Consider the following 24,149-nt stretch of genomic DNA (forward strand, 5'->3'; position numbering starts at 1 on the left):
TTACATTAGGAATAAATCTAAAATGACTTATATTCGTATAGCTATAGTTGATGCTTTTGGACGAATGGGAAAATATTTAATTCAAGCAGTTCAACAAACAAAAGGAGTATTACTTGGAACAGTGTTAACTCATAGGAAATTATCTAAATTGGATTTAGATGCTGGAGATTTAGTGGGCATTGGCAAAATTGGTGTAATAGTTAATAATAATCTTGAAGAAGTAATTGATAAATTTGATGTATTAATAGATTTTACTCGTCCAGAAGGAACATTAAAGTATTTGGATTTTTGTTGTAAACATAATAAAGCAATGGTAATTGGTACTACTGGTTTAAATGATAAAGCATGTGAAATAATTTATGCTGCATCAAAAGAAATTGCTATTGTATTTTCTAGTAATTTTAGTGTTGGTATCACTTTAATGCTTAATCTAATTAAGCAGACTACTAAAAGTCTAGGTAGTTATACTGATATTGATATTATTGAAGCACATCATCGTCATAAAATTGATGCTCCATCTGGTACAGCATTAACAATAGGAAATGTTATTGCAAATTGTATGAATTGGAAATTAGAAGACCATATAATTCATAATGATGCAAGAACTACTAAAGAACGTAAACCACATTCTATATCTTTTTCTAGTATTCGAGCAGGTGATATTATAGGAGAACATACAGTAATGTTTACTGATATAGGAGAAAGGATAGAAATATCTCATAAGACTTCTAGTCGTTTTATTTTTGCTAATGGTGCAATTAAAGCCGCACAATGGCTTAATAAAAAGAATGTAGGTCTTTATAACATGTTTGATGTGCTAGATTTATAGACTATATAATTAGATATGCATATATTACTATGATTAATAGTAGATAAAAAAAGAATTTTATCCATTCAAAACTCATTTTAATATAATTCAAACTATTAATAATGTACTACTTACTTGAAGTATTAAAGTTATTTATTATGATACTGATAGAGTAAATATCAACGATGCATATTGATTTCCTTAATTGAAATAATCGATGTAAATTAGCATAAAATACAAAATTATGCTTATTCAGTGGAGAATATTTTGAGTAAATCAGCCCTATTGGTTATGGAAGATGGTACCAGATTTCATGGACAAGCTATTGGTGTCACCGGATTTACAGTAGGTGAGGTAGTTTTTAATACATCAATGACTGGATATCAGGAAATAGTCACTGATCCATCATATTCTCACCAAATTGTTACTCTTACTTATCCCCATATTGGTAATGTTGGTATCAATGCTACAGATGCAGAATCTAGTCAAATTCATGTACGTGGTCTTATAGTACGTGATTTATCTCTTGCTACTAGCAACTTTCGTAGCGAAGAAAGTTTCTCGTCTTATTTGCAGCGTAATAATATTATCGGTATTTCTAATGTTGATACACGTAAATTAACTCGTTTATTACGTACAAAAGGAACACAGAATGGATGTATTATTTCTGGTAACGATTCAAATATTTCATTAGCCTTGAAAAATTTACAAGAGTTTTCTGGTTTACAAGGAGTAGATTTAGTAAAAGAAGTAACTACTACAAAATATTATATATGGCAAACAGGTAGTTCTGCATTTAAAGGAGAAGAAAAACAAATTATTAAACTATTATTTAATGTTGTAGTCTACGACTATGGCATTAAACGTAATATACTACGTATGCTTGTGGATCGTGGCTGTCGTTTAATAGTTGTACCAGCACAAACTACTGCTGAGGATGTATTAAAACTTAATCCTGATGGTATTTTTCTTTCTAACGGTCCTGGTGACCCAAAGTCATGTGACTATGCTATTAAAGCCATTAAAATATTGCTAAACACTAATATTCCGATTTTTGGTATTTGTCTTGGACATCAATTATTAGCTCTAGCAAATGGAGCAAAAATTATCAAAATGAAACATGGTCATCATGGTGCTAATCATCCAGTAAAAGATCTTGACAATAATATTGTTATAATTACTGCACAAAACCATAATTTTACCGTTGATAAAAGTAATTTAACTACTAACCATTTACGTATTACACATATCTCTTTATTTGACCAGACAATTCAGGGCATTCACTGCATTAATAAACCTGCTTTTAGCTTTCAAGGACATCCAGAATCCAGTCCAGGTCCTCATGATGCATCTATGCTATTCGATCATTTTATTGCACTGATTAACATTTACCGTTCTCGGGTTAAATAATTAGGAGAATATTATGCCAAAACGTACTGATATAAAGTCCATTCTAATTCTTGGTTCAGGCCCAATTATTATTGGTCAAGCTTGTGAATTTGATTATGCTGGTGTACAAGCTTGTAAAGCTTTACGTGAAGAAGATTACCGTGTTATTTTAATCAATTCTAATCCAGCTTCAATTATGACTGATCCAGAAATAGCTAATGTTACCTATATCGAACCAATTCATTGGGAAATAGTACGTAAAATCATTGAAAAAGAACGACCAGACGCAATACTTCCTACCATAGGTGGTCAAACTGCACTAACTTGCGCACTAGAATTAGAACGTCAAGGTGTATTAGAAGAATTTAACGTAATAATGATAGGTGCGACTTCAAATACTATTAATAAAGCTGAAAATCGTTGCCTTTTTAATATGGCAATGAAGAATATTGGTCTTGATACTCCACGTTCTGGTATTGCTCATAATATGCAAGATGCATTAAAGGTAGTTAAAGAAGTAGGATTTCCATGTATTATTCGTCCTTCTTTTACTATGGGAGGTACAGGTGGAGGTATTGCTTATAATCATGAAGAATTTAAAGAGATTTGTCAACGTGGTTTAGATATGTCTCCTACAGTTGAATTATTAATTGATGAATCATTGATTGGATGGAAAGAATATGAAATGGAAGTTGTCCGTGATAAAAATAATAATTGTATAATCGTTTGTTCTATTGAAAATTTTGATCCTATGGGTATTCATACTGGTGATTCAATCACAGTGGCTCCAGCGCAAACTTTAACTGACAAAGAATACCAAAGAATGCGCAATGCCTCTTTAGCCATTTTACGTGAAATTGGTGTTGAAACCGGGGGTTCTAATGTTCAATTTTCAGTTCATCCAACTACTGGTCGTCTCATTGTTATAGAAATGAATCCACGTGTTTCTCGGTCATCTGCGTTAGTATCAAAGGCTACCGGTTTTCCAATTGCCAGAATAACAGCAAAGTTAGCTGTTGGTTTTACATTAGATGAATTAATGAATGATATTACAGCTGATTATATTCCAGCATCATTTGAGCCATGTATTGATTATGTAGTTACTAAAATTCCTCGCTTTAATTTTGAAAAATTTATTGGAGTTAATGATCGTTTGACTACTCAAATGAAATCAATAGGTGAAGTAATGGCCATCGGTCGTACCTTTCAAGAATCAATACATAAAGCATTACGGAGTTTAGATATCGGTGTTAATGGATTTGATCCAAAAGTGGATATTAATCATAATGAAGCATTAATTTGTATTCGTCGTGAATTAAAAAATGCTGGTTTTGATCGAATATGGTATATTGCAGATGCTTTTCGTGTTGGTATGTCTATAGACAATATAGCTGATTTAACTAATATTGATCCTTGGTTTTTATATCAAATTGAAGAATTAGTAAAACTAGAAAAAACAGTTTTACACAGAGGAATAAATGGATTAACAAAAGATTTTTTATACGCTCTAAAGCGTAAAGGATTTGCAGATGCTCGTTTAGCTTCCTTAGTTGGCGTAAACGAAGAAGTAATCTATAAAATCCGTCAACAATATAATTTACATCCAGTATATAAACGAATTGATGCTTGTGCAGCAGAATTTAACACAGATATCAATTATTTATATTCTACATATGAAGAAGAATGTGAATCTAATCCAAGTTGTAATTCTTCTAAGATAATAATTTTAGGAGGAGGTCCAAATCGTATTGGCCAAGGTATTGAGTTCGATTACTGTTGTGTTCATGCTGCTTTAGCTTTGCGTGAAGATGGTTATGAAACAATTATGATAAATTGTAATCCTGAAACTGTATCGACTGATTATGATATTTCTAATCGTTTATATTTTGAACCAGTTACTTTAGAAGATGTATTAGAAATTGCTTATATAGAGCAACCAAAAGGTGTAATTGTACATTATGGAGGTCAAACTCCACTAAAGTTAGCAAGAGATCTAGAAAAGTATGGCATACCAATTATTGGAACTAATCCAGATGCCATTGATAGAGCAGAAGATCGTAAACGTTTTCAACAAACCGTAGAATCTTTAGGTTTTAAACAACCAGCAAATATTACTGTTAATTCTTTAGAAGAAGCGTTAAACGAAGCGGTTAGTATAGGTTACCCATTGTTAGTAAGACCTTCGTATGTTTTAGGAGGAAGAGCTATGGAAATTATTTATGATAAAATTGATTTAAATAGATATTTTCAAACCGCTATTTCTGTTTCTAACAATGCTCCAGTACTACTAGATCGTTTTCTTGATGATGCAGTAGAAGTAGATGTTGATGTTATATGCGATGGTGAAAATATATTAATTGCTGGTATTATGGAGCATATTGAACAAGCAGGCATTCATTCCGGTGATTCAGCATGTTCATTACCTCCCTATACTTTAAATAAAAATATTCAAAATATAATACGAAAGCAAGTAGAAAAACTAGCTTTTGAGCTAAACGTATGTGGTTTAATGAATGTACAATTAGCTATAAAGGATAATGAAGTGTATCTACTGGAAGTAAATCCACGTGCTTCTAGAACGATTCCATTTATATCAAAAGCTACTGGTATTCCATTAGCAAAAATTGCAGCACGAGTAATGGTAGGTAAAACATTAATTGAACAAGGTTTTAATAAAGAATTGGTAGAACAACCTTATTATTTCGTTAAAGAAGTAGTGCTCCCATTTAATAAATTTTATGGAGTTGATCCTATTCTTGGGCCTGAAATGCGCTCTACAGGTGAAGTTATGGGTATAGGCCGAACTTTTGAAGAAGCATTTGCTAAAGCCATGTTAGGTGCACAAACTAATATGAAAAAAACTGGTCGTGCATTATTATCGGTACGTGATAAAGATAAAAAACGTATTGTTGATCTTGCTATAATATTAAAAAAATTTGGATTTGAATTAGATGCTACTCGTGGTACAGCTATTGTATTAAGTGCAGCTGGTATTAATCTACGTTTAGTAAATAAAGTTCATGAAGGACGTCCACATATTCAGGATCGTTTAAAAAACGGTGAATATACTTATATAGTAAATACGACTGAAGGACGTCAAGCAATTGAAGATTCAAAATTGATTCGTCATAGCGCACTGCAATACAACGTACACTATGATACTACTTTGAATGGTAGTTTTGCTACAATGATGGCATTAAATTGTAATCCTAAAGAGAAAATAATTTCTATACAAGAAATGCATGCTCAATTAATTAGTTAATAATTGAATTCATTTATATTGTAATACTTCTACTATTAAGGATATATTAAGTTTGATTAGCTTAATTGCTGCATTATCAATGCAGAGTGTTATAGGCATAAGAAATACTATTCCTTGGAGATTACCTGCTGATTTAGCATGGTTTAAGCATAATACTATTAATAAACCTGTTATCATGGGAAGAATGACGTTTGAATCAATAGGTCGTCGTCCACTACCGGAACGTATAAATATAGTAGTTACTAATCATGTACAACATTATATTAATGCAGTTAGTGGTGTTATTTGGGTTAGTTCATTGTATCATGCTATAAAAGCTGCATTTTCTGTAGGAAATTTTAAAGAAATTATGGTGATTGGTGGCGGCTCTATTTATGAAAAAATGATCATATATGCAGATCGTCTTTATCTTACCCACATTGAGGTTAATATAGAGGGAGATGTATTTTTTCCAAAATATAAACTGAAAGAATGGAAAGTAGTATTTAATGAATCATATGATCATGATATAAATAATCCTTATAGATATCGATTTGAAATTTTAGAACGCAAAATAATACCTAATAAATAGATAGGTTAATAATAAGTTAATAAGAAAAGTTATTTGCAGAACTTAAAGAACTTTGCACATAATATTTTTTTGTCTCCCAATGTAGTAATGTGAGACTTCCTCCCCAACAACAACCAGTATCTAATCCAATGATTTTATTTGGAGTACCTTTTCCTTCTAAAGCAGCCCAGTGTCCAAATACTATGGTATACATATCATCAAGTTTTCTAGGTATTAAAAACCATGGTTTTAAATTATTAGGAATATAACAATTTTTATTAGGTGCTTTTTTATATAGCATATTTAATTGACCTTTTGAAGAACAGAAACGCATTCGAGTAAGAGCATTAATACTAAAACGTAAACGATTTATTCCTTCTAATTTTGGCGTCCAACTATTTGGCATATTACCGTACATGTCATGTAAAAATAATGGATAGTCATCGCTAGAAAGTACTTTTGTTATTTCATTCGCGCACATTTTTGTAGTATCTAAATCCCATTGAGGGGTAATACCTGCATGCGTCATTAATAATTTTTTCTCTTCATCTATCTGATATAATGGTTGACACCTTAACCAATTAATAAACTCATCTATATCTTCGTTTTTTAATAAAACATTGAGAGATTCTTGTGTCTGATTGGTTACAATACCTTTATATAAAGATAAGAGGTTTAAATCATGATTACCTAGTACTAAATGAACACATTCTCCAAGATATTTTACATAGCGAAGTACTTCCAATGGTTTAGGACCGCGTCCTACTAAGTCGCCAGTTAGCCAAAGTTGGTCATTTGATGGATTAAATTTTACTTTGTCTAGTAATATACAAAGTTCGTCATAACAACCATGAATATCACCAATTAAATATGTACTCATTATGATTTTATTTTAAAAAAGTATTTGATATGCATTGTTTTTAAAAAAGATCTCATTATTGATCTAATCAATATTAATTATTATTTAAATAAATAAATTAAATAGTTGATTCAACTTTATATTTATAACTTACAATAGGTACCTAGCCAATTTGCTAATTGACAATACTGTGATAATGTTATGTTTTCAGCTCTTAATGAAGGATTTATATTTAATAAATCTAATATATTAGTTGTAAATAAATGTTTAAGACTGTTATTTAATGTTTTTCGTCTTTGGCTAAAAGCTATAGTAGTAATATACTTTAGTAAAGATACATCAGTTAATGGATAGCGTGATTCAGTGAATGGTACTTGACGTACTAAAACGGAATTTACTTTAGGTCTGGGAATAAAAGCGGATGGCGGGACATCTAATAATGGAATAGTTTTACAAAAATATTGAGACATCACGCTAAGACAACCATAATTTTTAGTTCCTGGTATAGCAATTAAACGATCCACTACTTCTTTTTGAAGCATAAAATGCATATCTTCAATTACTTTAACATATTGAAAAAGATAAAATATTAATGCAGTAGAAATATTATATGGTAAATTACCAAAGATACGTAATTTCTGATTTTTGTCCTTAATAATTTTAAAAAAATCAAAATTCATTGCATCTTCTTGATAAATAATAATGTTTTTTTCTAAAAAATTATGATTTTTTAATATTTTAACTAAATTACGATCTATCTCAATTACTGTTAAAATATCTAAAAATTTACTTATCGGTTTTGTTAATGCTCCCAATCCTGGACCTATTTCAACCATTATTTCTTTTTTCTGGGGCTGTATAAATGATATAATATTGTCAATAATATCATTATTTTTTAAAAAATGTTGTCCAAAACGTTTACGAGAATAATGTGGATGATGATGTACATATTGATGATTCATGAGTATTTCCAAACATATAAATAGCATATTTAATTGCTATAGTAAAACTACTTGGATCTGCAGTTCCTAAACCAGCTAATTCTAACCCCGTACCATGATCCACAGAAGTACGAATAAATGGAAGACCAAGTGTGATATTAGTTGAACGTCCAAATCCTTTTAATTTAGAAGCTATAAGACCTTGATCATGATACATAGCCAGTATTACATCAGCATGTTCTAAATATTTTGATTGAAATATTGTATCAGCTGGCAATGGCCCTGTTAAATGTATTCCTTTTTGACGTAACGCATTAAGTACCGGAATGATAATCTCAATTTCTTCTGTCCCTAAATGACCACTTTCACCTGCATGAGGATTAAGTCCACAGACAAAAATATGTGGATTAGATAATCTTAATCTTTGTTTTATATCATTATGTAAAATAATAATAATTTCGTATAATCTATCATACGTAATTGTTTGTGAAACATCTTTTAGTGGTAGATGAGTGGTTACTAATGCTACACGGATATCTTGACTTACCAACATCATTACAGTGTACTGAATACCAGTACGTTTAGCTAAAAATTCAGTATGTCCTGTAAATATTATACCGGCATCATTAATGATGCCTTTATGTACTGGACCAGTAACCAACGCAAAAAATTCGTTATTCAAGCAACCGTCACATGCACGCTCTAATGTATTAATTACATATTGGCTATTAGCTATATCTAATAAGCCAGGAGTTACTGGCTTATCGATATTAATATGTAGTAATGTTAATGAACCAGCCAATTGTGGTTGTGGTATTGTATTAGATTTATAATCATGTAAATTTAAAGTTAATCCTAGTTGCTTTGAACGCTGGTGTAATAAATCGCCATCTGCACATACTACTAATTCAATAGGCCAATTAAACTGCGCTAATTGAATCGTCAGATCAGGACCTATACCAGACGGTTCCCCAGGAGTTATTATTAAACGATTACTATTCATTATGATAAAATTTTTATATACGAATTATTTCGTTGTTCTTGCATCCAACTTTGCATTTCTTCTGAGTATTTTTTATTAAAAATAAGGTTATAAGCAAGCTCTTTTTCCATTTCATCAGTTTTATCAACTTGACGGTTATCTATTAACTGAATCAGATGCCAACCTAATGAAGAGTATATTGGTTGACTTATCTGTCCTTTATGTAATTTAAGTAATACATTACGAAACATAGAATCATAAATATCTAATGCTGTCCAACCGAGATCACCACCTTGTTCAGATGAACTGATATCATCAGAAAAATCTTTTGCTGCTTTAGCAAAAGTAATTTTATTATTTTTAATATTTTTAATAATTTGCTTTAATTTAGAACGAGCTTCTTCATTTGTAAAAATAGGAGAAGTTTTTAATAAAATATGTCTGACATGCACTTCCGTTATAATTTTTTTTTCATTTTTTTTTCTTACATCGTTAATTTTTAAAATATAAAATCCAGAGTCAGAAACTATTGGACCAATAATATCATTTTTTTTCACAGAATATAAATTCTGAGCTAATATGTCAGGCAGATCCTTAATCTTATTCCAACCGATGTTATAGCTTCGAAATTTATCCGCATTAGCTGAATACTGTGCAGTAATTTTGTTAAAATCACTACCATCTTTTAATTTAAAAATCAAATGATCTGCTAATTTTTTCTGAACATTAAATTGTTGTTTTGTTGCAGATATGGGAAGAGGTATTAGAATACTACTAATATTTAACTGTATATCTTGATTATTTTGTATACGTAACTGCGTAACTAAAGTTTCTACTTCCTGTGGTAATATAGTAATACGTCGTCGTACTTCATTATTGCAAATTACTTCAATCATAATTTCTTTACGGATTTGATCACGATAATCTTGATAATTTATTCCTCTATTCACAATAATAGTATGTAATTGATTTAGAGTTATATGATTAGTAGCGGCAATATGTTGAATTGTCTCATCTAATTCTTCTTCGCTTACATTTAAATCAGTATTTTTATTTATTTGTAAAATAATATTGTTCATAATTTGTTGTTCAAGAATCTGATCATATAATTTCTTCTTATCAATAAATTGATGGCTAGATTTATATAGATGTAAGTTCAAATTATGTATAATCTGAGTAATGCTACTTTCTAGTATTATATCTTGATTAACAATTGCAGCTATTTTATCAATCGGTAGTGGAGATCCAAAAGCAATATTAGCAATAATTATTGTGCTAAAGATCAATATTCTCCAGTTTTTCATATTTTGTCCGTTTTTCCACTTTAACGTTTACGTTATAAACGATAAACTTACAAGAAATTATTTTAGCTAGTTACTTTCTGATTTATGATATCATGATCATAATCAGAATTAGATTCTGAATTAAAATTCTATTTTAATCCACGTATTTCAATGTTAAATGAAATTTGATTATTGTAGATAATGTTATTATTTTGTGAATTATTAATATTTCGTTTATATCCTAATCGAATTGAATAACAACAAGAATTATATGATAATCCAATTAGATTTTCAGTAGATCTGTTGTTAACAACATCATAATGATAACTTGCTACTAGTGACCAATGACTAGTAATCATCCAGTTTGCTACGATACCTATTTGCGAAAATCCATTTGTATAAATTGGATAATGTTTATTATTTAAAATGTGTGAAATATAAATTGGATTACAATAATCAAAATTCAATTGTACCATATCTTTATCATTTATACGATATTCTAATATTGAATTACTATGAGATATCCTATGGATAAAGGGAGAATATTGCAATTCACTTTTTACATGTAAATGATTACTTATTTTCCAAAAAGTTTCACCTGACCATACTATAGTTCCCCTATCTTTTTCTTTTTTTTGTATATGGATATCGCTAGCATTAGATGGAGAAAAGCAGTAAATTTGCCCTACAGAAACATTGAAGCGTTCGATAAAATTTTTATCATTAATTCGTGTGGTTATGCCAGTAATTACTTTATTGGATGAAGCAATGCGATCTAACCCACTATAACTATTTTCACTAAATAAACTATTATAATCAATTTGTAGTTCTGTAGTGTCATATAAATAAATATTACTTTGATCACGATAAGGAATATAAATATATTTTATATGTGGTTCTAATATTTGATTATAACCCTTTACCCTATTTATATTCTTATAAAATCTTAAACTACCATCAATCTTAAATTGTGGTAATGTGCGATTAACAACATAACTTAATAAATAATGTGATTGTCTTAAATAATGAATATTACTCTGCTTATAATGAGTCGCTAAAAATTTAACTTCAGTATTTAAATTAAACCAATCATTGTTTAATGATAAATTTAATGATGGTTCAATATGAAAGCGAATTGCTTTAGGCATTAATTTATTTATATTATTGAATCTTACTATTTGTGCATAAATATGTCCTTCAAAGGGTTTAATATTAGTTAAATAGAAATTTAAATCTAATTCTGGTACTGCTCTATAAGATACGCTATATTTTTCATTAAGAGAATAAAAGTTTTTAGTATATAGCATAATATTCCAGTTATTATTTAGATAACCAGCACTAATATTTTGTGTAAAATAATCTTTATTCAAATTATTTAAATGAAGATCTTTGAAATAAAAAAATTCATTTATTTTGAAATAATCAATGTCAAAGTACCAATGATGATTGTAATCGTCAATATGACGCCAGTAAAATAACCAACCATTAGAATTATTTTTGAGGATATTTCTATTTAATAATCTGTTGTTATAGTGATCATAACTTAATAATAAGTAATTAAAATTAATAAAACCTGAACTTGATGGAATCAAATAACGGAATTCGTTCTGTAATAATACACCATGTTTACTCATATAATGTATACTGGTAGTAGCATCAGATTGCGGTAATATATTCCAATAATAAGGAAATATAAGTTCAAATCCATTAGTATTGCTAAATTTAGCATGAGGTAATAAAAAACCTGAAGTGCGATTGTCATCAATTGGAAAACTCAAATAAGGACTATAAAAAATAGGTACTTTACCAATTTTAAAACGAGCATTCCATATCTTAGTTATTTTCTTTTGTCGATCTTGTATTAATTTTGAACCAGTTATACTCCAACTGTTGATACCAGATATGCAAGAACTAAAACTACCATTAGTTAAAATGATATATCGATTGTTATCTCGTAATTTTATTTGTTCAGCACTTCCATGACCTTGTTTCCCAACTATTTGATAATCAGCGTTCCATATATTAGTATCTTTATTATTTAGATTTAACCATGCTTGGTTTCCTTTTAAAATAATTTTTTCATCATGATAATGAACATTGCCTAATGCATCCATGGTACGTATCAATATAGCTTGTTTTTTCTTTAAATATTGATGAAGTCGTACTTCATGAGCATACAATAAACTATTTCCTTGTTGTACATTAACATTACCATTAAATACGATATTATTTGGATAATTACCTTTAGCTAAATTAGAATGAATGATTATTGGTAAAGACGTAGAATTATTATTATCCATTATAAATAATTGATGATAATGAGGAATATTTATCATACATTCAGACATTAAATCTTCAGCAAATAAAGACATACTACAAAAAGATATCCTAAGTATAATAATACTTAGTATCCATATATATTTTTTCATATCTTAATTTTAATCATCTTATAAATACTTGCATTATAATAAAATTTGAATTAACGAATTTATTTAGTAATTGAACATTAAGATTCGTCTTTTGTGCGAATTACTCTTAATTACTAAGATAATTATAAATAACTAAGTATCATAATATAATCTTGAATCTTAAGCATGATTAATTATAAATCTAGTTAAGATTATTTGATTAGTATTAGAATTTATAAAGTTTCTATATTATATAGATCTGCTATCATCATGTTTAAATTAATAATATCTAAAACATTGTTTATAGCAACAAACATATTTTAAACAATTTTAAAAAATTATTTTTTTAAATTAGAACATCTAATTATAATTTAGATAAGTTCTATATAAATATATATTGATATCATTTTGTTATTTATGATACATCTCTTTTATGAATAATTAGGTTTATATTTGAATAATAATTGGATTTGATTAAAATATTGTAGTGTTTAACACTAATATTTATTAAATAATCGAAGTAGTATATTACCTGATAAAAAGAAGATAACGTTTTATAAGTATATGAAAAGTTAACTGATCAATTTCATAATCTAATATAGATTGTTCATGCTGAAGTGTGAGCTCGATACTATCAAAACCATTGATAATACAATTTTTATAAATTTGATGATCCATATCAAAATTGTAAATTTTATTATTAGATATAATGAACCGTTTTGCTTAATTTACATTAAAGCTACTAACTGGATGTTTATGTACTAATTGGAACATTTCTTCTATTTCTTTATGCATTAATTTTACTTGAATTAACTGATTATTAAAACTTTTTGATAAAAAAATCAGCAAAACTAGGTGCAATGAACACATAAAAACCAACATTTTTAATACCAATAATGCATATTTTCTTGAAGAACCACATCTAAAATATTCACGTGTAAGTAAAATACTGATATTTATATATTCAAGTTTATTTAATATGAAGTTACGTTATGGTATAATACCTGCATCGTCTTTAAAACGCCACTTATGAAACAAGTATTCACCTAAATCTGTACGCATAAATTTTTGTAAAAATTCCTTGAGAATAATTGAATTAGCATCAATATTAGCTACATATATTGTAGCTATCATTCTGATATATATATATATATAAAATTTATTTTTCATATTTTCACTTATTAACTTAATTTTCTAATATCAACAAAATGACCAGATACTGCAGCAGCACCTGCCATTGCTGTACTTACTAAATAAGCACATCCAGCAATGAGCATGGTGATTTTAAAAATTACGATTACTTGTTTAAGTACAACGTGCTATTGAAGCAAGACAATCATTGTTCATCGCTAAACACATAGAATATTCAGAACAATGCAATTCAAAACCAGTATCCAAAAAGATTTTATACAATAATTCTATTTCTACTTTTTTTCACTGGATTAAATCCAATAATAACTAGAGCTTTAACATAAGAAGAAATTTTACGATTTTTAATAATAGCTGTTGCTAAACGCAAATCTTCAATACGTCTATTGGTACAAGAATCAATAAAAACTTTATTAATAATAACATTTGTTAATTAAATATCAGGTTTTAAACCAATATATATAAATGCCTTTTCTACACATGAGCGTTTAAGGATATCTATAAATGATACCAAGTTTGCTATGATTTGATCAGTATCTATTACTTTATCGGGCTCGGTTTCCTAATTAATTTAGGGTGAAATACTTGTAATATTTAATGTTAATATAATATCAAATTTTGTAGATACATTAGATTTTAATTAATTCCAGTAATTAATTGCTAAATTCTATAGTTTTTCTTTTGGACAGTATTTTTTACTTTTAAATAATAAACATTTTACTATCTACACTAATTAAACCTGCTGTAGGAATCATTTAAATTGTTATGTTTCATAAAGTTATGCATTCTTCCATACTGAATTCTTTAATTGCTTTACCACAGAATTCGATAATATGTCCCTTTCCACCGAAACTACCTATTTTATTAATAATTGCTAATGCTATATCTTGAGCAGTGATATCATAATAAAGGTATATCACCTATTAATTGAGTTTTCATTGTTTTTGTATTAATTTGTTTCAAAGTTTGAGTAGCAAATATATGCTCTATTCCTGAAGTGCCAATACTAAATGTTAATGCACTCAATGCTTCTTGAGTAAAGGTATATAAATCATCAAATAGAACAGTTATACTTGTTAATATTATCCTGTGCTTAACAAAGGCAATAACGTGCACTACTATACCTTGCAAAGAATCATGTATATTGTAAAGTTTAATATTAAAATTATCACAATCTTTTATAAGAGATTGTATTTAAAAATAAACCATTTTACTTAATGCTTTAATATTTTAGCATAAGTAGGACTATTATGATCCATTGTTGCACAATTTTTAGATGGTTATCATATTTTGCGATCATAGAGACGTAATCCATCAAAAAGCTTGCCGCGATGTAACTTCATGAACTAAATGAAGATCGATATATAATCATGGAATGATATTATATTCTTCATAAACTACATGTGAATGAAATAATTTTTGATATAGAGTTGTCAGTTTTGTTTTCCTCAACAATAAATTTAACAATAATATTATCCATTCCATGTATATTCAAAATCTTATTATTATTTCATTGAGTAAGACTATGACTAGTCTATCCTGCTTCTAATAAATATTGAATATCCCTTTCAATAATGTCAGCAGCTTTCAATCGATTTAGACTATGACGTAATAGAAGAGATAAAGAAAGTATTTGAGCCATAGTATCAGTAAGTAATATGCTGATTAGCAATATTGGTCACAAAATCAGCTGCTGATTGTTTCATAAATACCAAAATACTTTTCATTCAGACTAGCCGTAACTAATCTACCTATAGAACCTATAAGCAGCACAGCACATACATTAGAAACAATGTAACCAAATAAATTGGAACATAAAATTATATCAAATTGTGATTGTCTTTAAATAAGCTACATGATAAAATAGTCAATGCACAGGTGATTCATTTGTACGTCTATATATTCTTTAAATAGGTTATTAATAATTTCACGCTACATACGTGAACTTTGTAATACATTAGCTTTGTTGATCAATGTCACTTTCTTTTTTCTTTTACGGAATAAATTAAACGCAATACTTGCAATACATTCAATTTCAAATCGATGATGATAAATCTCTGTATCAAAGTAATTTCATACGTGAACTATACCTTTTCGACCTCTTTTTAATGGACTAAGATAGATATCTCTGATTAGTTCACGTATACAAATTGTATTATGTCAAAACCACGTACACTAATATCAGCAGATAAGGAACAAAAATTTTATAATTATTTATAAATTTTAGCTGAAGGTAAATTAGTAAATAAATTAAAGTGTTTTCTAAGTTTTAAAAGATCTGCTCGTTCTGATTGTTTATCTAATGATTGATTTTCCTCTTGATGAGCAGCTATAGATCCTAATAAGATAACATCGGTATGTTCAGCTTCTGTGATAGGAGCTGTTGGTAATGCTTTTTCATAATTATTGATAGCAATGCAAACAATATCATATTTATTACCATTGATATTTATATTGAAACATACATAAATTAAATCTTGCACCTTTATGGTCTGTTTCATTACTTCTGAACCTATATCATTACCTGGCATAATTGCTAAATTAAAAGATTTATTCAGAATTTAATTCTATTAATTTTAAGATTTATGTTATATTTTCTACTTATTTAGTCTACCATATCTTATTTAAAGCATTTTCCATGGTCTTAGCAAAAGGCTTTGCAATATCAATTGCGAGTCTAATACCTTAAAATTTAAGATTTTTATATTTAATTATTCTATTAGCTTGATTTCATATATTTTACCTTTATCCTTTTGTAGTTGAATCATAATTCACTAATTTAGTTTCAAATTTATTGATAAGATTAATAGCTTAATATAGCATCTATAGGACCATTACCAGTAGCTGTATTAGCTGAATTTGTAGCATCATAATTTAACTACACAGAGTCAATTGTCAATATGTCAGATCTAATCTGTACATTAAATTTATTTAATTGAAAATATTCAAATTCTTAATTTTGTTTGTTAGTAAACGCTAAGCTTTCTAAATCATAATCAGATTATTTGTAGTCTATTTTTTCCATATGATATTTTATTATTGCACGCCCCAGAACGAGATGTTAAATGTAATTTAATTTTATGTAAGTCTATAGATTCTGGAGGATTAAAATTTCGTAATTTTTTAAAATATCATCTTGATGAATGCGTTAAGAATATACAAAGGTATTGAACCTATTATAGCTTTGTAAGCAGAAATAAGTATATTACAAATTTGATTAATAGTTTGGCTAGTATGATATACTTCTTGATGATTAATATTATTATATAGATTTATAAGTTATTTTAGGATTTTAATTGCCATAATTACTTTTTAAGTACACATTCACCCGCACGTTAGTTAGTTCATTCAAAGCATTTAATGTGTTCCTTCAATTTATTTAGCTTCAACTGAAATAGCAGTAACAGCATTATCAGTAGCCATATCTACTAGGTAATGATGAGTATGTATTCATACAATAGCTTTATCAATATTTGATACTTTATTAATTAAATTATTAATAATATTACTATATTCATTAGGAGATATAGTATAATCGACGGTATGTGGAATATTAATAGTTTTTGTACCAGCATTAATAGCTGATTCGACTATGTGACATATATCATTGAAGTACTTCCGCTATCTTCACATGAAAATTGTATATCATGAGTATAATCACGTGATTATTTCACCATCTGAATCGCTTGCTTAATAACATCAACCAAATTATACAGTAATTTGGTAATAACTTGTATATGTAAAGTAAAGATAAATATATGGATACGAAACACCTCAGCAATGCATAGATCTTGATAAGTAGCGTCAATATCTTTTTCTATACAATGAGCTAATCCTCAAATACAATTATTATTAATATTATGTCAATATTTTGCACTGATTTAAAATCATTTGACGATGACATAGTATAATCATACTACCATTACATCTATTTCCTTTCTTCTAACTCATAGATAATTTATCATTTTTCTTAATACTCAAACTAGCTTGTAATCATTGTTCTGCATCACAGATAGTTGTATCAAATATGATAACTTATTGGTTTATCGGATTGGCCGTGTATTAATTATTTTTCTGTACTATAAGAATTTTCATTACAAATCTATGTTGCTTATAACGACAGGAAATAATTAATATAAAATATTAAGATAAAACTAATAATTTATATATTTTAATATTTTTATTTGATAAATATCAACTTTAATCAATATAATTAATTTTAGCAACTTAGATAAATAATTTATTAAAATCTATACATTATATGATGGCTATATATTAATTTTTACTTCTTTATTAATATATAGCCATCATATATATGTTGTATTAAATAACTATAATTAAAATTATTTAATATAAATAATTTTATAATTATAGTAGTGTTAATTACTTAAATTAATATTTAATTAATTATTCACTTTACTAACAAAGATTATTAAATTGTTATATAAAATATTAATAAAAATTAATTATTGTAATAAATATATCTATTTTAATTAAAAATTACAATTTAAATTTTGATTATTAATTAACATAAATAGCATTGGTAATAAAAATCTTTAAAAAATTATGATTTAACTTTATATTTTTGATAAATTTGATTATTTATCAATTTATTTTATTTAAATCATGTTAAGAGCAAGTTAAATAACTTAATTGACTTAAAAGTTTTTCAAACCTGGAGACAAAAATGGAAATATTGTCTGGAGCCGAAATAATTATTCGTTCGTTAATTGATCAAGGCATAAAGCAAATATTCGGTTATCCAGGTGGATCGATACTGGATATTTATGATGCGTTACAAACGATCAATGGTATTAATCACATATTAGTGCGGCATGAACAAAGTGCAGTTCATATGGCTGATGGTTTAGCTCGTGCTACAGGTGAAATTGGTGTAGTGTTAGTAACTTCTGGGCCAGGAGCAACTAATACTATTACTGGTATTGCAACAGCATATATGGATTCTATACCAATCGTGATCCTATCAGGACAAGTTGATTCTTCATTAATTGGTTATGATGCATTTCAAGAATGCGATATGGTGGGAATTTCAAGACCGATAGTAAAACACAGTTTTTTAGTAAAATCTACTAAAGAAATTCCAATAATATTAAAAAAAGCCTTTTGGCTTGCGATAACTGGTCGTCCAGGCCCTGTAGTAGTTGATTTACCTAAAGATATTCTTAATCAAACTAATAAAGTACCATACTTATGGCCTAAAACTATAAATATACGTTCATATAATCCAACTATTCAAGGACATAAAGGGCAAATTAAACGAGCATTAGATTCTTTATTACTAGCTCAAAAACCAGTAATTTATGTTGGTGGAGGTGCTATTAATTCAACTTGCTCAGAAGAATTACTTCAATTAGCTGAGAACTTAAATTTACCCGTTACTATGTCTCTTATGGGACTTGGTGCATTTCCTGGTACTCATGAGCAATGTCTTGGAATGCTAGGAATGCATGGTACCTATGAAGCTAATATGACAATGCATAATGCAGATTTGATTCTTGGTATAGGCGTACGATTTGATGATCGAACTACAAACAATCTAACAAAATATTGCCCAAATGCCATTATAATACATATTGATATTGATCCAACTTCAATTTCTAAAACTATTAAAGCAGATATTCCAATTGTCGGTGATGCAAAATATATACTTATAAAAATTTTAGAATTACTTAAAAATAGCACATATAAACAAAATCAAAAAAAAATATATGATTGGTGGCAATGCATTGCAATCTGGCGTGAGTATAAATGCTTAAAGTTCGACCGTACTAGTAATAAAATTAAACCACAAGCTGTTATTGAGACTATCTGGAATTTAACTAAAGGTAATGCTTACATCACTTCTGATGTTGGTCAACATCAAATGTTTACTGCACTTTATTATAGGTTTAATAAACCAAGACATTGGATTAATTCTGGAGGTCTTGGTACAATGGGCTTTGGCTTACCTGCAGCTCTTGGTGTGAAAGTAGCACTACCAGAAGAAATTGTTATTTGTATTACAGGAGATGGTAGTATTCAAATGAATATTCAAGAATTATCAACTGCATTACAATATAATTTACCTATACTTATCCTAAATCTAAATAATCGTTTTCTTGGCATGGTTAAGCAGTGGCAAGATATGATCTATTATGGTAGGCACTCACACTCATATATGAAATCGTTACCAAATTTTGTAAGTTTAGCAAAAGCTTATGGTCATATAGGTATGTCTATCAAAAAACCGACTGAACTAGAAGAAAATTTAACTCAAGCATTACAGCAGTTATCGCAAGGACATTTAGTTTTTGTTGATGTAATTATCGACGATAATGAACACGTATATCCAATGCAAATTCAAAATGGTGCTATGAATGATATGTGGTTAAGTAAAACAAAGAGAACTTAATTATGCGGCGTATTTTATCAGTTTTACTGGAAAATGAATCTGGTGCATTATCTCGTGTAATAGGTTTATTTTCTCAACGCGGTTATAATATTGATAGTTTAACAGTTGCCCCTACTGAAGATCGTACGTTATCACGTATAACAATTCAAACTGTTGGGGACGAGAAGGTATTAGAGCAAATTGAAAAACAATTACATAAATTAATAGATGTACTACATGTTAGTGAATTAAGAAAAAACGCATATATTGAACGTGAAATTGTTTTAGTAAAAATCAAGACCAATGGTCTTGTTCGTGAAGAAGTAAAACGCAATACAGAAATCTTTCGGGGTCAAATTATTGACGTAACTAGTATGCTATATATAGTTCAATTAGTTGGAACTAGCAAGAAAATAAATGCTTTTCTTCAGTTAGTACGCGATATAGCAGAAATTCTGGAAGTTGTACGCTCGGGAATTGTTACTTTATCACGTGGTTTACGTATATTACATTAGTATAATTAGTCAGTATTAATGTTATAGTAATATAATTAATTATAAATTATTGAATAGATTTTTAACAATCTATTTTATATTTATATGTATGATTATATTAATTTTATATAAAGTTAATATAATTAGTATTAAAAACTTTAAAATAAGTTAAGTAATATTAGAACTATTTAAATATTATTATATTGTCAATCTAAATAAATAATTTGCGTTATTTAATAATATATTTACTTTGTAAAGTTTTGAATTGTTAATTTTTGTGTATTTATACTTACTTATATAATATATAAAGTTATAATTAAAATTATTTTTATAATTAAATAAAACATTTAAATATTTCACAAATCTTAGTTAATCAATGAAGTTAACTAACAGAACAAGTTACTTTATATATATAATATAATGCCACAATTAATTATTGATTAAAATCATTTTTATTTATTTTATAATATAAATATCTATTTGATAATGTATATAAATAAATATTTTAAACTTTATATATATTAAATTTGGTAGTTTTTAACTAAAATATAAATTATATAATTAAATTAATAAAATAATTTAATTTATTAACATATTTACTTATTTTGATAATTAATTCTATGGAAAAAATATATAAACATATAACCGTATTATTACACGAAGCTGTTAACGGTCTTAACATAAAAAAAAGCGGTATTTATATTGATGCAACTTTTGGCAATGGAGGACATTCCAGATTGATTTTATCAAAATTAGGTATAAATGGACACTTAATTGCTATTGATCGAGATCCACAAGCTGTAGCTAATGCTAACATAAATGATTCACGTTTTTCTATTATACATGGCCCATTTTCAGCTTTAATAAATTACGTTTCACAACGTGGTCTAATTAATAAGATTGATGGTATATTATTAGATCTTGGTGTTTCTTCAACACAACTAGAAGATCCAAAACGAGGATTTTCATTTATGTATAATGGATTATTAGATATGCGCATGGATCCTACATGTGGCCAATCTGCAGCAAAATGGCTATTAAATGCTAAAGAAAAAGAAATTATATTTGTACTTAAAAAATATGGAGAAGAGCGTTTCGCTAAACGCATTGCTCATGCTATTGAATTACGTAAACGCAAAAAACCAATAACTACAACAAGAGAATTGGCAATTTTAATAAGTCAAGTAGTACCCATTAAATTTACACATAAACATCCAGCAACTCGTAGTTTTCAAGCTATTCGTATTTTGATTAATAATGAATTAGAAGAAATTAATAATGCATTAAAAGGAACACTTGCTGTATTAGCCTTAGATGGTAGACTCTCAGTTATTACTTTTCACTCTCTTGAAGATCGAATAGTAAAACATTTCATGCAAGATAATAGTCGTTTACCACAAATAACAAATGGTATTCCAATAACTGAAGATCAATTAAAAAAATTAAATTTTCGTCAATTAAAAATCTTAGATAGAATTTTTCCAAGTATGTCGGAAATTAAAAATAATCCTCGAGCACGTAGTTCAATTTTACGTATAGCTAAAAGAGTAAGATAATGGATAAAAATAACAATTATTATTTAACAACTATATTCTTCAAGATATTTGTAATATTAGAAAGATTGCTTTAATTCTTTTAGTTATTGTATTTTATCATCATTATTTGTTATATCTATAATACATCAAATACTCTTAATAATAGTAAAATATGTTCAACTAATATTAGATAATAATATGCTTAATATTAAATTATGTAATCTTCTTTTACAAACAAGAACACTGAAATAATATAGCAGAAATGAAGATATAACCATTAATAAATTGCAAATGCAACATGTTAAGTCTTATCAAGAAAATATAATAATAGAAGAATAAGGATTAATTAATTTTAATAAGTTGCATAGATAAAATTATGTTTTAAAAATATAAATATAACATGAATTTTAATAATTCACATTTTATAGTATTATACTGCTCTATTTTTCTAGTATTAAATTATTTATTATCACGTGTAACGTGAATTCAATTAATTAATCGATAGATTTTAATAAAAGAAATAAATTTATGCTTTAATTATATAAAACCTATTATGCTTGAGATAATTATAATGGCCTTCCTCTAGATCTGAATGTTCAATTTAATTTAATTTAATTTAATTTGAGTAGACCTTAAAGAAATTTACTAATGCACTTCTATCACAATGTATAAAAGATGGTAAATACTATCTAAAGCTCTATTAACGCCGATTAATTAGATAAAATCACGTATTAATGCTAATCCAAAAAGAGGATTTGTTTATCTAGCACGTCAAGTTAATTCAACCATTAGCGAACATGTAAAGTCATTTTAGAAGCCTCATATTTACGCGAATGATCTACTGATCAATATTGTCCTATTGGCCAACGAATTAATGTGAGTTTAATTGGTTTTACAAATATCGACAAATATGGTGATTGTTATTCGAAGTTATTAAAAAGTTTTGATACATCGCTTATAAGCGAATCAGATTAGTATACTGTACGTAAGGATTGTTATTGATAAATTATTGAAAACATGTCTTCCGTAAATTTTTACATTGCACATAATTTAATATTAAGTATTGATAAACATTTGCCAGTTTTAGTTCGTAGTTTATTGAATAATGCTGTAATAGTGAATTAAGCTGAGTCAACTATAGTAGTTTTGCTAGATGCTAATCCTGGGAAAATATTAGCTATTGTTAGTAGGATGTCTTTTAATATAAATAATGTTAACAATATTTTAAAATATGTTACGAAGAACAGAGCAATTACCGATGTGTTTGAACGTGGTTTTACAATAAAATATATGATAATTATTACAGTTTTAAAAATTGGAATAGTTAAGAAGAATAATATTTTAAGTTCAGATTGGTATAAATAAATGGTTATAAAATTAAAGATCTAATAGATTATCATAAATTAACTTTAACTGGTGTTTTACAAAAATGAAATAATGGGATGTTTCACGTTTAGTATTATCAATGGCTTATTCAGCATGAATATATACTTATTCTTATTTTGGAATAGGAAAATCAACTAATTTAGGTCTTATTAGTAAAATAATGAAATAAATCCTAAAAAATGGTGTAGAACTGAAAAACAACTTTTTCGTGTGGATATTGGTTAATGTTAAATGTTATCATCTTTACGATTAGCAAATGTCTATGCAATTATTGATAGTTATGGTATTAATCATGCAGTATCCATTACTAAAATTAATCATCCTATTATAGAACATTGTGTTCTTTCAGAAAATTTAGTGGAAATAGTATTCCATATGAGGGAAAGTATAGCATGACCAAGAAATGGTGCTGCTGTTAGAGATTCTATCAAAGAATACTTAATTGCTATTAAAATTGATACTACTAAAAAATCAAGTTCGAACAGACATAATAAATACATTAATTATGCTATAAGCATTGCACCTACTAGCAAACCTCGTTTCTTACTAGTAGTTTTAATAAATAATCCGGAAGTAGGCAAATATTGTGATGGCACAATTTATTCACTTTTATTTGTTAAAATAATGAAAAATTTACTAAGTTTGTTACATATTAAATCTGATATAAATATAAATTAACAATTTAATTTAATAAATTATCATCAAAATTATG

The 24,149-nt window shown here is 27.5% G+C and carries 22 protein-coding genes and 1 pseudogene; 9 read left to right on the plus strand and 14 right to left on the minus strand.

The window, feature by feature from the left end; all coding sequences use genetic code 11:
- Window positions 1–22 precede the first annotated feature (22 nt).
- The 4 genes from dapB to folA all read left to right on the plus strand — a co-directional run bounded on the left by dapB (window position 23) and on the right by folA (window position 6,030).
- Window positions 23–829: a 4-hydroxy-tetrahydrodipicolinate reductase gene (dapB, locus tag FD727_RS02245; RefSeq protein ID WP_159938539.1), complete on the plus strand. Its 807-nt coding sequence runs from the start codon at window positions 23–25 to the stop codon at window positions 827–829.
- Between the two features lie 246 nt (window positions 830–1,075).
- Window positions 1,076–2,218, plus strand: a complete 1,143-nt coding sequence (carA, locus tag FD727_RS02250; RefSeq protein ID WP_159938540.1) for a glutamine-hydrolyzing carbamoyl-phosphate synthase small subunit — start codon at window positions 1,076–1,078, stop codon at window positions 2,216–2,218.
- Between the two features lie 13 nt (window positions 2,219–2,231).
- A complete protein-coding gene (gene carB / locus FD727_RS02255; protein ID WP_159938541.1) occupies window positions 2,232–5,459 on the plus strand; it encodes a carbamoyl-phosphate synthase large subunit in 3,228 nt (1,075 codons plus the stop codon).
- 52 nt (window positions 5,460–5,511) lie between these two features.
- The gene (gene folA / locus FD727_RS02260) at window positions 5,512–6,030 is read left to right on the plus strand and encodes a type 3 dihydrofolate reductase (protein ID WP_159938542.1); all 519 of its coding nucleotides are present in this window, start codon (window positions 5,512–5,514) and stop codon (window positions 6,028–6,030) included.
- Between the two features lie 16 nt (window positions 6,031–6,046).
- Here folA and apaH read toward each other — a convergent pair whose 3' ends face one another.
- From apaH to FD727_RS04115, 14 genes and pseudogenes are all read right to left on the minus strand, one after another.
- Complete coding sequence (apaH, locus tag FD727_RS02265) at window positions 6,047–6,889, minus strand: bis(5'-nucleosyl)-tetraphosphatase (symmetrical) ApaH (RefSeq protein ID WP_159938543.1); 843 nt, start codon at window positions 6,887–6,889, stop codon at window positions 6,047–6,049.
- Window positions 6,890–7,011: 122 nt separating this feature from the next.
- A complete protein-coding gene (gene rsmA, locus FD727_RS02270) occupies window positions 7,012–7,830 on the minus strand; it encodes a 16S rRNA (adenine(1518)-N(6)/adenine(1519)-N(6))-dimethyltransferase RsmA (protein ID WP_159938544.1) in 819 nt (272 codons plus the stop codon).
- On the minus strand, window positions 7,787–8,812 hold the full coding sequence (gene pdxA / locus FD727_RS02275) for a 4-hydroxythreonine-4-phosphate dehydrogenase PdxA (protein WP_159938545.1): 1,026 nt from the start codon (window positions 8,810–8,812) through the stop codon (window positions 7,787–7,789). Before pdxA ends, rsmA begins: the two co-directional genes overlap by 44 nt.
- Window positions 8,812–10,095, minus strand: coding sequence for a peptidylprolyl isomerase SurA (gene surA / locus FD727_RS02280; protein ID WP_159938546.1), 1,284 nt, complete (start codon window positions 10,093–10,095; stop codon window positions 8,812–8,814). The genes pdxA and surA overlap by 1 nt, the downstream gene beginning before the upstream one ends.
- A gap of 128 nt (window positions 10,096–10,223) precedes the next feature.
- Entirely contained in the window at window positions 10,224–12,503 is a 2,280-nt protein-coding gene (gene lptD / locus FD727_RS02285) for an LPS assembly protein LptD (protein ID WP_159938547.1), read from the minus strand.
- Between the two features lie 702 nt (window positions 12,504–13,205).
- Window positions 13,206–13,364, minus strand: a complete 159-nt coding sequence (locus tag FD727_RS04145; protein ID WP_370515959.1) for a hypothetical protein — start codon at window positions 13,362–13,364, stop codon at window positions 13,206–13,208.
- A gap of 108 nt (window positions 13,365–13,472) precedes the next feature.
- Entirely contained in the window at window positions 13,473–13,616 is a 144-nt protein-coding gene (locus tag FD727_RS04150; RefSeq protein WP_370515960.1) for a hypothetical protein, read from the minus strand.
- A gap of 271 nt (window positions 13,617–13,887) precedes the next feature.
- Window positions 13,888–14,001 (minus strand): hypothetical protein, encoded by a 114-nt coding sequence (locus FD727_RS04040; protein ID WP_236393564.1) that lies wholly within the window; start codon window positions 13,999–14,001, stop codon window positions 13,888–13,890.
- 400 nt (window positions 14,002–14,401) lie between these two features.
- Window positions 14,402–14,551 (minus strand): aconitase family protein, encoded by a 150-nt coding sequence (locus FD727_RS04075; protein WP_255454570.1) that lies wholly within the window; start codon window positions 14,549–14,551, stop codon window positions 14,402–14,404.
- Window positions 14,532–14,762: an aconitase family protein gene (locus FD727_RS04080; protein ID WP_255454571.1), complete on the minus strand. Its 231-nt coding sequence runs from the start codon at window positions 14,760–14,762 to the stop codon at window positions 14,532–14,534. The genes FD727_RS04075 and FD727_RS04080 overlap by 20 nt, the downstream gene beginning before the upstream one ends.
- Before the next feature lie 403 nt (window positions 14,763–15,165).
- Window positions 15,166–15,303, minus strand: coding sequence for an isocitrate/isopropylmalate family dehydrogenase (locus FD727_RS02300; protein ID WP_159938548.1), 138 nt, complete (start codon window positions 15,301–15,303; stop codon window positions 15,166–15,168).
- 14 nt (window positions 15,304–15,317) lie between these two features.
- Window positions 15,318–15,686: pseudogene (locus FD727_RS04155) on the minus strand (isocitrate/isopropylmalate family dehydrogenase).
- A 155-nt stretch (window positions 15,687–15,841) separates the two neighbouring features.
- The gene (locus tag FD727_RS02315) at window positions 15,842–16,162 is read right to left on the minus strand and encodes an isocitrate/isopropylmalate family dehydrogenase (protein WP_159938549.1); all 321 of its coding nucleotides are present in this window, start codon (window positions 16,160–16,162) and stop codon (window positions 15,842–15,844) included.
- 919 nt (window positions 16,163–17,081) lie between these two features.
- A complete protein-coding gene (locus tag FD727_RS04115) occupies window positions 17,082–17,234 on the minus strand; it encodes a hypothetical protein (RefSeq protein WP_304622090.1) in 153 nt (50 codons plus the stop codon).
- Window positions 17,235–18,318: 1,084 nt separating this feature from the next.
- On the opposite strand from FD727_RS04115, the gene ilvI reads away from it, so the two are divergent.
- The 5 genes from ilvI to FD727_RS02340 all read left to right on the plus strand — a co-directional run bounded on the left by ilvI (window position 18,319) and on the right by FD727_RS02340 (window position 23,833).
- On the plus strand, window positions 18,319–20,043 hold the full coding sequence (gene ilvI, locus FD727_RS02320; RefSeq protein WP_159938550.1) for an acetolactate synthase 3 large subunit: 1,725 nt from the start codon (window positions 18,319–18,321) through the stop codon (window positions 20,041–20,043).
- A 2-nt stretch (window positions 20,044–20,045) separates the two neighbouring features.
- Entirely contained in the window at window positions 20,046–20,537 is a 492-nt protein-coding gene (ilvN, locus tag FD727_RS02325; RefSeq protein WP_159938551.1) for an acetolactate synthase small subunit, read from the plus strand.
- Window positions 20,538–21,136: 599 nt separating this feature from the next.
- Window positions 21,137–22,072 carry a 16S rRNA (cytosine(1402)-N(4))-methyltransferase RsmH gene (gene rsmH / locus FD727_RS02330; protein ID WP_159938552.1) on the plus strand — a complete coding sequence of 312 codons (936 nt, stop codon included), beginning with the start codon at window positions 21,137–21,139 and terminating at the stop codon, window positions 22,070–22,072.
- Window positions 22,073–23,197: 1,125 nt separating this feature from the next.
- Window positions 23,198–23,416, plus strand: coding sequence for a penicillin-binding transpeptidase domain-containing protein (locus FD727_RS04160; protein WP_159938553.1), 219 nt, complete (start codon window positions 23,198–23,200; stop codon window positions 23,414–23,416).
- A gap of 252 nt (window positions 23,417–23,668) precedes the next feature.
- Window positions 23,669–23,833, plus strand: a complete 165-nt coding sequence (locus FD727_RS02340) for a hypothetical protein (RefSeq protein ID WP_159938554.1) — start codon at window positions 23,669–23,671, stop codon at window positions 23,831–23,833.
- Window positions 23,834–24,149: the final 316 nt, after the last annotated feature.

Source organism: Pantoea sp. Mhis, assembly GCF_009830015.1.